Raw genomic sequence first — 12310 nt, 5'->3', positions numbered from 1 at the left:
AAATTTAACCTCCCGTCTGATAAAAAGCCCTAGAGGATGTTTCATTATCTACAACACTCCATTTATTTTTTTCTGGTTTATTTTTTAAAACTTCTTTAAGAATTTTAGCTGCTGTTTTAATATCTTTCTTTTTTACTGCTTCTTTAATACTTAAAGATTCATCATAATACAAACAAGGTATTAAAAGACCCTCGGCACTAAGTCTTATACGATTACAAGTATCACAAAATTCGTGAGAATGAGGATCAATGATACCAAAGGTATAATTATTTATTTCATATAAAGTCACTGGAGAATTTTGTGCTTTTCTTGAAGAAATTATTTCATATTTTTGTTTTAAAATTTCAAGAATTTCATTAGATTTTAAACCTTGAAGTTTTCCATAAGCATGATTATTTTCCATAAATTCTATAAAACGAATTTGTATATTTAAACTTTTTGCATATTCTAATAAAGAAATCAGCTCATTATCATTAAAATTTTTAAGAGCTACTGTATTAATTTTGACTTTAAAATCTAAATTTACAGCTTCTTCAATTCCTGCTAAAACATTATTTAAAACCTCTTTTTGAGAAATTATTTTTGCTTTTTTAGAATCAAGAGTATCAAGAGAAATATTAATACGTTTTAAACCAGCTTTTTTAAGATCCTTTGCATAATCTTTGAGAAAATATCCATTTGTAGTAATAGCTAAATCAATATCTTTTTTATAATCATGAATCATTGAAATAAATATATCTAAATCTTTTCTCAATAAAGGCTCACCGCCTGTAATTCTAATCTTAGAAATTCCTTCATCAATAGCTACTTTAACAAATAAAAACATTTCTTCAAAGGTTAATAAATTTTCTTTTGGAACCCAATCAAATGGAATTTTTGGCATACAATAAAGACAACGAAAATTACATCTTTGTGTAACTGAAATTCTCATATAATTAATTTTTCTTCCATACTTATCAATTAGCATTTAATAAACCCTACTTAATCATTTTTTTAAATTTTAAAACAAGCTCGACATTACCTATACCTACTCTTAGATCTTTTGCAATTTGCTCTATACTTTTACCTTGCTGAAATAATTCTATAATTTTTTGCTCTTCTGTATCGTAATTAGGCGTAAGTTTGCTTATACTTTGTGTTTTTTGCTCTAAAGTTAAAATTCTATTTTGCTGTTCATTTTGAAATTCTTCTATAATACTTTCAACATTTTTCAAACTTTGCAAAATAGGATAAATTTTATGAGAAACTTCTTTTTCAAGCATTATTTTTACTTCATCTTTTAAAAGATCTATATTAAACTTTTCCTCACTATCATCTTTTAAATCTAAATCTTTTTTAAGATAATGTAACTCCTTAGTAAGATCTTCCATAGCATTTTGCAATTTTGTAATTTTACTTGTATTTTCTTTATCCTTAATATTCATATAGGCTAAAAAAGCAACTAATAAAACAATCATAAAGACTAGATAAAGCACATCTACACTCATTTATTTCCTTTAAAAGTTCTAATGATATCTCTTTGAATTTCTACTACAAAAGCATTATAAATATCTTGATCACCTGATTTAATCTTAATGATTTTAGCTAACTTTTTATTTAGTGCTTTAAAATAAAAAGCTATTTTTTGATCATTAATCTCGAATCTAGCATAATATTCTTGGCCTTCTATTAAAATTTCATTCTCAAAACCTATATGCTCAAAATTTAACAAACTTATAATATCTGACTGAGCTAAAGCAAGCAATTTATTTTCTTTAAATAAACGATTTTCAATTCTTGAAATATCCTCTTTTAAACTTAAAAGTAAATCAAAGATTATCTTTTCAGAATCTTCAAAATCAATCCTATAAGCTATTTTTTTCCATTTGGCTAATTGATGATTTGTGTTAATATTTAAATATTCTTGCAAAAATAAATTATTATTTATATCACAAGCTTCAAATTCTATCTTTAAATCTGTTTTAAAAAGATTTAATTCCATAATAAATCAACCCATATAAAAATAAAAAAAATAATACTCAAATATCCATTTAAAGTAAAAAAAGCTTTATTAATATGAGAAAAATTTTTACGGACAATTTTATGTTCAAAAAATAAAATTAAAGCGCTAAGAATTACACCTATTAAAGCAAAATTTCCTAAAGGAGAGACAAAAACAAAAATAAGCCAAAAACATACAGCTAAAATATGAAAAAAAGCTGAAAACAAAAGAGTAGTCTGACTTCCAAATTTAGCAGGTATAGAATAAAGTCCCATTTTTTTATCATACTCCATATCTTGAAGGCTATATAAAAGATCAAAACCTGCTGTCCAAAATGTAACTCCTAAACATAAGAATATGCTAAAAATATGAATTTCTCCTAATACCACAATACTTCCCGCAATAGGAGCCAAACCCAAACAAAAACCAAGAACTAAATGCACAAAAGAACTAAAACGTTTAAAAGCTGAATAAAATGCCAAAATAAAGAGTACAGGAAAGGAAAGAATAAAAGCTAAATTATTAATAAAATAAGAGCAAAGAATAAAAACCAAAGCATTAAAAACGATAAAAATCCATATACTTTTTTTACCAATACGACCATTAATATTAGGTCTATCTTTACAACGAGGATTGTTTAAATCAATATCTTCATCCATCAAGCGATTTGAAGCCATAGCAAAATTTCTAGCACTAATGGCACAAATAATTCCTAAAATTAAGGCTTTAAATCCAAACCAAGCACTATCATTTGCTATTTTTGAAGCAACAAGCATAGAACTTAATAAAAAAGGTAAGGCAAAAATAGAATGTTTAAATACAATCAAATCTAAAATATCTTTAAATTTATTCCATATTAAACTCATTAAAACTCTTTTATAAATTTTTGTTATGATTTTACTAAAATTTTATAAATTTTTAGAAAGTTTAATAATGTTTTTTGAATTTGCACTCATTGGTCCTACAGCTAGCGGAAAAACTGCTATTGCAAATGCTTTAGCTTACGAATTTAAAGCTGCTATCTTAAGTCTTGATAGCCTTTGTATTTATAAACAAATTAATATAGCAAACGCTAAAAGTGAAGATAAAATTTTAAATGAGCTTGATTATTTTGGAGTAAATCTTTTAAATGTAAATGAACATTTTAATGTTTCTTTATTTATGCAAGAATATGAAAAAGCAAAAAAATGGGCCCAAGACAAACAGAAAATTCTTATTATAACTGGTGGAACGAGCTTTTATCTTAAAATTTTAATGCAAGGATTAAGCGAAAAAATAGAAGAAAAAGAAATTACAATTAGCAATAATGAAATATATGAACTCTTACAAAAAATAGATCCTACTTTTAAAATCGAAAAAAATGATACTTATCGTCTAAAAAAATGGTTTAATATTTATGAAAGCACTAAAGAAATACCAAGCGTTTTTTTAAAGAAAACTCAAAAAAAACCTTTAATTGAAAAAATGGAAATTTATAATCTATCTTGGGATAAAGAAGAACTTAGAAAAAACATACAAAAACGCACTAAATTAATGTTAGATCTAGGCTTAGTAGATGAAGCTAAAAACCTTTTTGAAAAATATGATGCAAATTTAAAACCTTTAAATTCTATAGGATTAAAAGAATGTAAAGCTTATTTAAATAATCAAATATCGTATAAAGAATTAGAAAATTTAATCAATATCCACACTGCACAACTTGCAAAAAGACAAAGAACTTTTAATAAACAATTTGAAAAAATAGATCTTAATTATGATGAAGCTTTTTTGTATTTGCAAAAAAAACTTCAATCATTGAATTAATTGATTTTTCTGACTACATAAGTTTTGCCAGCTAGAACTTGCATTGATATCTAAACATTGTTTTAAACTTTCTTTTTGTGCATTAACATCTTTTAAATTTTCATAAATTCCACTTTGTATATATAAAGCTCTAGCCCTATCATTTGGTGATAATTTTAGCTTTAAAAGATCGGTTAAAACACTCAAGGCCTTTTCATTTTGATTGGTATTTTGTAAAGTATCTAAATAAATAAATTCTAAATTTGGACTAAAAAGATTAATCCCTTTTAAATTTTGATAATCAATTGCCTTTGGCGCATAAGTTAAAATAGTTGTTTGCATATTATGATCATTTGCATAAGTAAGTAAAGCATCATAAAGCTCTACCATATTAAAATTCATAGGAAAACTCTCTAAAATTTGTAAAATATCCATTGCTTTATTATAATCATTTAAACGCAAATAAGATAAAAATTCTAAATAATAAGCTTTAAAATTTTCTTCATCGCTTTTTAATATTCTTGAATTTATGATTTCATCAGCAATTTTAATCACTTGAGTATATTGTTTATTATCAAATAAAATTTGCGCTTTTTGTAATCCATAAAAAATACTATCTTCGTGATAATTTTTATCAATGTATTGCAAAGCTTCATCTAATCTAGATGTTCTTTGAAAACAAGTAAGCATTTTCTTTTTATTGCTAATTTTTTGCCCTATATCATAAGCTTTAAATTCTTCAAAAATTTCACTTGCTCTAATACAATCATCTTTTTGTAATTCCTCGCTAAGTAAAAAAGTAGCAGAATCTTCTAAAATTTTAAGAGTTGAAGGAATTTTGATTTTCTCAATTTGATCTTTATAAGTAATTATTTTTGGATAATTTTTCTCTTTATAATAAAGTTTAATGTCTTCTTCTAAGGCTTTATTACTAATAGCTTGATCACTTTGTTCATATTGTTTTATTATTTCTTCATAACGTTGATGGAGTAAGGTTGCATTATTATCATCTAATTTTAAAAAAACTTCATCATTAGCTTTTCTAATTTCATCAATATAAAGCCCATCTACAAATTCATTCATATATAAATTTATATATTTTTTTGCCTTTAAAGCTTCTTTAGTATGAAGCAAAGAAAAAATTAAATTTTTTAAAACATTTTCATAACGAGGATCTGTTTTATCCATTTGTTCAAAAGTATCCTCATAAATTGAAGAACTTGTATCATACTTTTGATTTTTATAAAAAAGATTAGCAAGATCTAATGCTCTTGAGATATCTTTTCCAAAATATTTTGGATCTGCTTTTAAAACAATATCAATATAATCAATTGCTTGTTTTATTTTATTATTTGTTATCAAATCTTTTGATAAAGATAAAGCAGATCTTGCTGCAAGATCTAAATTTTTATTATTATAGAAAGTATTTTCATAAATTGAAATTGCTCTTTCTTTATCTCCTAAATCATAAATGTAATCAGCATAATCAAGTCTTGCAAGATCTGTAAAATAATTATTTGCTTGCTCATTATTTAAAATCGACATTACATAATCAACATCAGCCTTTTGAGAAAGTGCTATATATGTTCTTAGCATGATATATAAAACTTCTGGAAAATTTTTATCACTTGTAAAAGTCCTCATCCAATTTTTAGCATCATCAATCATACTTTCTAAAATCTGTTGATCTCTAGAATCTGAATTTTGAGTATAAATTTTATTTTGTGCCCTTAATTTATAAAGAGCAAATTCACTCATAAAAATACTACCTTTATAACGATTAATAGCATTTCTTGCATCTGTAATAACTTGTTCATAATTTTGTTTTTGATAGTCTTTTTCTATACGTAAAAAAGTATTAATGTCAGCACTTTGAGGGATAAATACCGGATCTGAGTTTAAATCAAGAGCTCCTATATAAGGAAGGCTTTGATGAGGAAAATCTATGGGAAATTCTAAACCATTGTACTCTTTAGTATTAGCAATATTTGGCACAAAAGCAAATGTAAGACTTTTTGATTTTAAAGAATTATCAGTGCGAATTTCAGTATCCATAAAAATATTTTGCGAAAAATTATATACTTTAGTATCAACTTTTGGAAAGATTAATAATTTTATTTTTTGATCTTCTTTAATAAATCTAAGATCAAATAAAGCAAAATTTTGATCTTTTAACTCATTATTTACTACACCTAAAATTTCACATTCGTAGTGAATTTTAGTATCTTCAATAACACTTTTGCATGTAAATTCTTGATCATTATTAATATGTAAAATTGCAAAAGGTTGATTATTCTCACGACCTGTATTTAACACTAAATCAAATGCAAAAAGTTTTATAATGCTTAATAATATTAAAATTAAAATTTTCATAAATTAATTACAAAAACTCCTACAACATGAAAAATAGTGCTAAAATATTTACGCCAATACATAAAATCAATACTAAATTTTGTCTAAAATTTAATTTGGTGATATAAATCTTATCTTTCTTTATAAAGAATGCATTAATAATAATTTTAATATAGGCATAAAGCATAATCATAGAACTTAAAGCAATAAATAAAGCTAAATATCCATAGCCATTTTCTATAATAGATTTTAAAATCATAACCTTACCCCAAAATACCCCAAAAGGAGGAATCCCAGCTAAAGAAAGAACACAAATTCCTAAACAAATAGCTATTAAAGGTCTTTTAGTTAAAATTCCTTGCAAATCTTCATAAGAACTTTTCTTTAAAAGACTTAAAATTAAAAAGATAGCATAGTTAGCAAAAGCAAACAATACCCAATATCCAAAAATAGGAATTAAGCTCAAACTAAAATCTTCTTGATTGTATCGCAACAAAGGAATTAAAGCACATAATACAAAAGAAGAATGAACCACAGAACTATAGGCTAACATTTTTTTAATATTTTGCTGGCTTAATGAACTTATAGCTGCTAATATCATAGAAAAAACTGCTATTATCATTATAATATATTCAAATCCTAAATTACTCATAAAATTAAAAATTCTTAATATAACAACAAGTATAGCAACTTTTGGAACAACTGAAATAAAAGCAACCAAATTTGTATGGGCCGCATAATAAACATCTTTTAACCAAAAATGAAAAGGTATTAAAGAAAGCTTGATGGCACATAAAATAAAAATAATAACCCCTATACTTAAAAATAAAGGATCTTTTTGAAATTCATTTTTTAACGCAAGGGTAGAATTTAGATCTAAACTGCCTGTTTTCATATAAAATAATGCACAAGCAAGAGTAAAAAATCCTGCTCCAACAGCAGCAACGCTAAAATATTTAATACTAGAAGAAATAGCATTTTGCGTTCCTCTCATAGCAATCAATGTATAAAGGGCTAAGGAAGATCCTTCAAGAGCAATAAAAATTAAAATCAAATTAGAACTTGAAACCATCAATAATAATGAAGAAACCATAAATAAAAATAAAGGATAAAATTCACTTTTATTTTTTTCTCTATCCATTAAAAGGTATAAAAAGGAAAAAAATAAAATAATACAAGATGCATAAAAAGATACTATATCACTTCTTAAAGTATCCAAAAATGCTTTAGCCTCTATACCTTGCATACTCATATTTGATAAAATTAAGAAAAAAGAAAAAATTAAAGATAAAATACTAATGCTTATATAAAAACTTCTATGAAGCTTATAAAAAGCTGAACAAAATAAAAGAATAATTGCAATAATAATTAAAAAAATAAAAGGATATGCCAAAGCTATATTAAGTGCTTCAAAATTAATAAATTCATTTAGCATAACTTTCTCCTTTTAAATTAGATAAAAATTCTATTGTACTTTTTTCAATAGCTTTAATATTCATAGTATTTATCAACTCTTTACTATTTTCTTGTAAAGGTTGTAAAAAAATCTTAGGGGCAACTCCAAGATAAAAAATTAAAATTGTAGCAATACTTAAAACAAAAATTTCCCTAGGATAAAGCTTAAAGCCTGCAATACCATTATCTTTTTGCATAAAAAATATTTTTCTAAATAAATTAAGCATATAGATAGCTCCAAGTATAATCACCAAACCAGCTAAAAATGCATATAAAAGATTGATCTTGGCAATACCTAATAATACTAAAAACTCACCGATAAAAGATAAAGTTAAAGGTAAAGAAATACTAGATAATAAAACAATAGCAAAGAAAATTGCAAATAAAGGCGCTTTACTTGCTAAAGAATGGTAAAAAGAAATTTCATAAGTATTATATCTTTGAAATAAGCTTTGCATCATTAAAAATAAAACTCCCGTTACAAGTCCATGTGCAAACATATAAAATACAGCTCCGCTTATACCTAAAACATTAAAAGAAAAAATACCAAGAACAATAACACCAATATGAGATAAAGAACTATAAGCAACCAATTCTTTTAAATCATCACTCCTATAAGCAATTAAAGCACAATAAATAATACTTACTATACACAAAGCCGCAATTAAAGGCATATAATACACGCTAGCATCTGGGAAAAGTACTAAGCAAAATTTTAAAAAACCAAAAGGAGCCATCTTAAAAGCTACAAGCATTACAGAAACAATTGTTGGAGATTTTGCATAAACTTTTGGCGCCCAAGTGTGAAAAGGAAATAAAGGCGATTTTATAGCAAAAGCTATAAAAAAAGCTGCAAAAAGAATAAGTTGTTCATTTAAATTTGCCCCAGAAACATTATTTTTCCAAATTTCTAAATCAAAAGTCCAAATATTTAAAAGTTGATAATTTAAATAAGCTAAATAAATCATAGCAACAAGCATTAAGATAGAACCTATAAAAGCATAGATAAAAAACTTGATTCCATATTTAAATTCTTTAGAATAAATTCCTATAATATAAATTAAAGGTAAAAGAGAAAATTCCCAAAAAATGTAAAAAAGTAAGGCATCTAAAGCACTAAAAAGTCCTAGCATTGCAAATTCTAATAAAAATATATTTAATACAATATCTTTTTGTTCTAGCTTTAAAAATACAAAAGAAAGAAATACCATTAAAGAACAAAGAAGCATCAAAATTAAAGCTATGCTATCTATTCCAATATGGTAATTAAAAAATTTTAAAATTTCAAAAGAAACTTTATACTCAAAATCAGTTCCTGATAAAAAATCTAAAAAAACTTTGATATTAAGCACCAAAACTATAAAACTTGCCAAGACGCTAAAAATTTTAATCCCACCACGTTTTAAAAGTAAAATGACAAAAGCGGCAACTAAAGGAGAAAAAATCAAATAATTTAACATATTAAACCATCCATACTAAAAAAAGTAAAATGACAAAAGCGGCAACTAAAAATTTAAGCATTAATGAAAGCGAATTGGACATAATAATTTTTTTAGACAATAAATTAAGATTTAAAACAATCTTATCTATACAAGCATCAAAAATATAAATATCACAATGCTTCATTACTGCACACAAACTTGCATATTTTTTAATTAAAAAATTATGATAAAACTTAGGAATATAATACTCATTGCTTAAAAGTTTATAAATATTTTTTTGCTCTAAATTTGGTTTAAACCAAGATTTTTTATAAGCAACAATAGCTAAAAGTATTCCAAAAATAGCAGCAATACTTGCAAGAATCATTACAAGAGAATTTTGCGCATTAATATAAACAAGTTTAATACTTATAAAATCAAAAAATTTATGCTCAAAAAATCCTAAAATAATAGCTAAAATCGCCAAAGGAGTCATTGATAAAAGAGCCAATTTACTTGCTTCGTGAGGATGAGTATTATGTCTTTTTGGGGTAAAAAATACAAGCATTAAAAGTCTAAAACTATAAAATGCTGTCATAAAAGCTGCTATTAAAAGCACCAAAAAAATCCCGTGATGAAAAGTTATAAAAGAATAACCTAAAATCAAATCTTTAGAAAAGAATCCAGCAAAAGGATAAATTCCTGCTAAAGCCAAAGATCCAATAAGCATAAAAATGGCTGTAATTTTCATAGGATTAAAAAGTCCGCCCATTTTTCTAATATCCAAATTATTATTCATAGCATGCATTACATTTGCAGCACCTAAAAATAACAAAGATTTAAAAAAAGCGTGAGTTACTAAATGAAATAAAGCTATACTATAAGCCCCTAATCCTGCCGCAACAAACATATAACCTAATTGAGAAAGGGTTGAATAAGCAATAATACGCTTTAAATCAGTAGCTACTAAAGCCATAGAAGCGGCAAATAAAGCTACAAAAGCTCCTACAAAAGCTATTATATAGCTTACTTCAGGAACTAAATCATAAATTATATTAGCACGAATTACCAAATAAACCCCTGCAGTAACCATAGTTGCTGCGTGAATTAAAGCTGAAACTGGAGTAGGTCCAGCCATAGCATCTGCAAGCCAAGTATGAAAAGGAAATTGTGCTGATTTTCCCATAGCACCTATAAATAAACAAATTGCTATAAGAACTAAAGCAGAATGATCAATACTTGAAATCAAAGAAAAAACTTCATCATATTTTAAAGTATTTGTTTGCAAATAAAGCCAAAAAATTCCAATTAGCATTCCAAGATCACTAATTCTATTCATAATAAAAGCTTCATTAGCTGCAAAAGAATATTTATTATTTTTATACCAAAAACCGATTAAAAGCCAAGAGCATAAACCAACTCCTTCCCAGCCTATAAATAATCCTAAGAAATTATCGCTCATAACCAAAAACATCATAGAAAAAACAAAAAGACCTAAATAAGAAAAATATTTATTAAATCCCTCATCATCTTGCATATAAAAAATGCTATAAAAATGAACTAAAGTAGCAACTATGCTTACCACACTCATCATAGTTAAAGAAACAGCATCAATATCAAATCCAAAAGAAAGACCTATAGTAGGAATCCATTCAAAAAGTACAATATTAAAACTTTGATTTTCAAAAAGAAGTATTAATGAGCTCAAAGCACTTAAAGCTATAAAAAATGAACACAAAAATCCTACAATAATTTTTTTCTTACTCAAAGAGAAACAAGAAGCTAAAATAAATGCCATAAAAGGCGCAAAAAGAGAAATTAAAGCTAAATTTTGCATATTACACCTCTACTTCTTTTAAACTTTTTAATTCTAAGCTTCCTTTTTTTCTATACCAAAGAACACACAAAGCTACTCCTACTGCTACTTCACAAGCTGCTATACCCATAATAAAAAGTGCAAAAACTTGTCCATTTAAGTCATTGTGCATTTTTGAAGCAGCAATTAAAATTAAATTTGCAGCATTAAGTAAAATTTCAGTAGAAATAAAAAGCATAATTAAATTTTGTCTTTTTAAAATACCTATAAGTCCAACTATAAACATTAAAATTGCAATAATAAAATATTTTTCTATCATTATTTTTCCTTGCCAAACTCTTTATGCGTAAGAACAATAGCACATACTAAAGCTATTAAAAGTAAAACAGCTATAAATTCGAAAGCCAAAAGATATTTTGAAAAAATAGCAAAAGCAAGTTGCTTACTATAATCAAAAATAAGAGGATCTTTAAGAGTTAAATCAGTACTAATATTTTGATATTTAAACCCACCAATCATTAACAAAAGAAGCAAAGCACTTAAAACAACTAAAAAGAAAAATATTTTTTTGTATTTTATTTTTTCTTTTAATTCTTTAGAAGAATCAAAAAACATTATAGCAAAACTATAAAGTCCTAAAACTGCTCCACTATAAACGATAATTTGTATTACTCCAATAAATTCAGCATCTAATAAAAAATAAAATCCTGATAAAAAAACCATTCCACCAGCTAAAGCCGAAAGTGAATATAAAACATTTTTACTTAAAACAGCCACCAAAAAAAGGCCTAAAACCACCACACTAAAAAATACAAAAGCTAAATTTTCTATCATTTGTTTTCTCCCTGTGAGGCTAAATTTGGCAATATACATTCTTCATCAGTGCATAAATTATTTTCTCTTTCTTGTAAAACTTCATAATAGTTTGGAGTTTTTTTAACAAACAAATCAGCATCTTTTCTCAAGCTTCCAGAACCTTCAAATTCTTTTTGAGCTTTAAGATGATCAACAGGAGTTAAAAAGTCATTTTTATAACCAAAATAAGCTCTTTGTTCTGATGCACTCTCATACTCACTTGTATGGACTATAGCAAGTTCTGGGCAAACCTCAGCACAAAATCCACAATAAATACAACGTCCTAAATTAATACTATAATTGCTTACTTTTTTACGACCTTCCTCATCTAAAGAAGTTTCCATTCTTATACAATTACTAATGCAAATTTTCTCACAAAGACCACATCCTATACATCTTTCATTTTCACTTTCAATAAAACGCATTAGTCTATGAACAGCTCTATACCTTGAATCAAGCTTAATTTTTTCAAAAGGATATTTTATTGTCGCACTATTATTTTTCTTTATTAATTCTCTTAAAAGAACAAAAAGTCCCACAAAAAGTTCTAACTTAATAGATCTTTTTATAGTTTGAGAAATTTTTTGCCAAGTTGTTTGAGGATTTTTTCTTTTCTCATCAACTAAATAATATTGTTTTTCCATTATA

12 protein-coding genes are annotated in these 12310 nt (G+C 25.6%); 1 reads left to right on the top strand and 11 read right to left on the bottom strand.

The features are described 5' to 3' along the window. Positions 1–4: 4 nt before the first annotated feature. Genes moaA through mqnP form a run of 4 tightly spaced genes read right to left on the bottom strand, consistent with a single transcriptional unit; the run spans position 5 to position 2847 of the window. Positions 5–967 carry a GTP 3',8-cyclase MoaA gene (gene moaA, locus JG676_RS02825; protein WP_200169928.1) on the bottom strand — a complete coding sequence of 321 codons (963 nt, stop codon included), beginning with the start codon at positions 965–967 and terminating at the stop codon, positions 5–7. Between the two features lie 10 nt (positions 968–977). Next, on the bottom strand, positions 978–1487 hold the full coding sequence (locus tag JG676_RS02820) for a DUF6115 domain-containing protein (RefSeq protein WP_200217255.1): 510 nt from the start codon (positions 1485–1487) through the stop codon (positions 978–980). Further along, complete coding sequence (locus JG676_RS02815) at positions 1484–1981, bottom strand: hypothetical protein (RefSeq protein ID WP_200169930.1); 498 nt, start codon at positions 1979–1981, stop codon at positions 1484–1486. The genes JG676_RS02820 and JG676_RS02815 overlap by 4 nt, the downstream gene beginning before the upstream one ends. Next, complete coding sequence (gene mqnP, locus JG676_RS02810) at positions 1972–2847, bottom strand: menaquinone biosynthesis prenyltransferase MqnP (RefSeq protein WP_200169931.1); 876 nt, start codon at positions 2845–2847, stop codon at positions 1972–1974. The genes JG676_RS02815 and mqnP overlap by 10 nt, the downstream gene beginning before the upstream one ends. Positions 2848–2914: 67 nt before the next feature. On the opposite strand from mqnP, the gene miaA reads away from it, so the two are divergent. Then, complete coding sequence (miaA, locus tag JG676_RS02805; RefSeq protein ID WP_200169932.1) at positions 2915–3784, top strand: tRNA (adenosine(37)-N6)-dimethylallyltransferase MiaA; 870 nt, start codon at positions 2915–2917, stop codon at positions 3782–3784. Here miaA and JG676_RS02800 read toward each other — a convergent pair. From JG676_RS02800 to nuoI, 7 genes are read right to left on the bottom strand one after another with little or no spacing between them, the layout of a single operon-like run. Next, positions 3773–6136, bottom strand: coding sequence for a lipopolysaccharide assembly protein LapB (locus JG676_RS02800; RefSeq protein ID WP_200169933.1), 2364 nt, complete (start codon positions 6134–6136; stop codon positions 3773–3775). The genes miaA and JG676_RS02800 overlap by 12 nt on opposite strands. A 19-nt stretch (positions 6137–6155) precedes the next feature. After that, the gene (locus JG676_RS02795) at positions 6156–7550 is read right to left on the bottom strand and encodes an NADH-quinone oxidoreductase subunit N (protein ID WP_200169934.1); all 1395 of its coding nucleotides are present in this window, start codon (positions 7548–7550) and stop codon (positions 6156–6158) included. Continuing rightward, complete coding sequence (locus tag JG676_RS02790; protein WP_200169935.1) at positions 7540–9030, bottom strand: NADH-quinone oxidoreductase subunit M; 1491 nt, start codon at positions 9028–9030, stop codon at positions 7540–7542. The genes JG676_RS02795 and JG676_RS02790 overlap by 11 nt, the downstream gene beginning before the upstream one ends. A gap of 1 nt (position 9031) precedes the next feature. Continuing rightward, complete coding sequence (nuoL, locus tag JG676_RS02785; RefSeq protein WP_200217254.1) at positions 9032–10828, bottom strand: NADH-quinone oxidoreductase subunit L; 1797 nt, start codon at positions 10826–10828, stop codon at positions 9032–9034. A gap of 1 nt (position 10829) precedes the next feature. After that, positions 10830–11126 (bottom strand): NADH-quinone oxidoreductase subunit NuoK, encoded by a 297-nt coding sequence (gene nuoK, locus JG676_RS02780; RefSeq protein WP_200169937.1) that lies wholly within the window; start codon positions 11124–11126, stop codon positions 10830–10832. Further along, entirely contained in the window at positions 11126–11641 is a 516-nt protein-coding gene (locus JG676_RS02775; RefSeq protein ID WP_200169938.1) for an NADH-quinone oxidoreductase subunit J, read from the bottom strand. The genes nuoK and JG676_RS02775 overlap by 1 nt, the downstream gene beginning before the upstream one ends. Then, entirely contained in the window at positions 11638–12306 is a 669-nt protein-coding gene (gene nuoI, locus JG676_RS02770) for an NADH-quinone oxidoreductase subunit NuoI (protein WP_200217253.1), read from the bottom strand. The genes JG676_RS02775 and nuoI overlap by 4 nt, the downstream gene beginning before the upstream one ends. Between the last annotated feature and the right edge of the window lie 4 nt (positions 12307–12310).

Origin of the sequence: Campylobacter sp. 2018MI34 (genome assembly GCF_016598975.1) — a bacterium.
Classification (GTDB): domain Bacteria; phylum Campylobacterota; class Campylobacteria; order Campylobacterales; family Campylobacteraceae; genus Campylobacter_D.
The sequence above is the reverse complement of the archived record's forward strand: the minus strand, read 5'-3'. Positions and strand labels throughout refer to the sequence as shown.

What these genes read in the sequence shown, in the direction of transcription:
- moaA (WP_200169928.1), bottom strand. Translation starts at nt 967, where the DNA reads ATGCTAATTGATAAGTATGGAAGAAAAATTAATTATATGAGAATTTCA.
- JG676_RS02820 (WP_200217255.1), bottom strand. Translation starts at nt 1,487, where the DNA reads ATGAGTGTAGATGTGCTTTATCTAGTCTTTATGATTGTTTTATTAGTT.
- JG676_RS02815 (WP_200169930.1), bottom strand. Translation starts at nt 1,981, where the DNA reads ATGGAATTAAATCTTTTTAAAACAGATTTAAAGATAGAATTTGAAGCT.
- mqnP (WP_200169931.1), bottom strand. Translation starts at nt 2,847, where the DNA reads ATGAGTTTAATATGGAATAAATTTAAAGATATTTTAGATTTGATTGTA.
- miaA (WP_200169932.1), top strand. Translation starts at nt 2,915, where the DNA reads ATGTTTTTTGAATTTGCACTCATTGGTCCTACAGCTAGCGGAAAAACT.
- JG676_RS02800 (WP_200169933.1), bottom strand. Translation starts at nt 6,136, where the DNA reads ATGAAAATTTTAATTTTAATATTATTAAGCATTATAAAACTTTTTGCA.
- JG676_RS02795 (WP_200169934.1), bottom strand. Translation starts at nt 7,550, where the DNA reads ATGCTAAATGAATTTATTAATTTTGAAGCACTTAATATAGCTTTGGCA.
- JG676_RS02790 (WP_200169935.1), bottom strand. Translation starts at nt 9,030, where the DNA reads ATGTTAAATTATTTGATTTTTTCTCCTTTAGTTGCCGCTTTTGTCATT.
- nuoL (WP_200217254.1), bottom strand. Translation starts at nt 10,828, where the DNA reads ATGCAAAATTTAGCTTTAATTTCTCTTTTTGCGCCTTTTATGGCATTT.
- nuoK (WP_200169937.1), bottom strand. Translation starts at nt 11,126, where the DNA reads ATGATAGAAAAATATTTTATTATTGCAATTTTAATGTTTATAGTTGGA.
- JG676_RS02775 (WP_200169938.1), bottom strand. Translation starts at nt 11,641, where the DNA reads ATGATAGAAAATTTAGCTTTTGTATTTTTTAGTGTGGTGGTTTTAGGC.
- nuoI (WP_200217253.1), bottom strand. Translation starts at nt 12,306, where the DNA reads ATGGAAAAACAATATTATTTAGTTGATGAGAAAAGAAAAAATCCTCAA.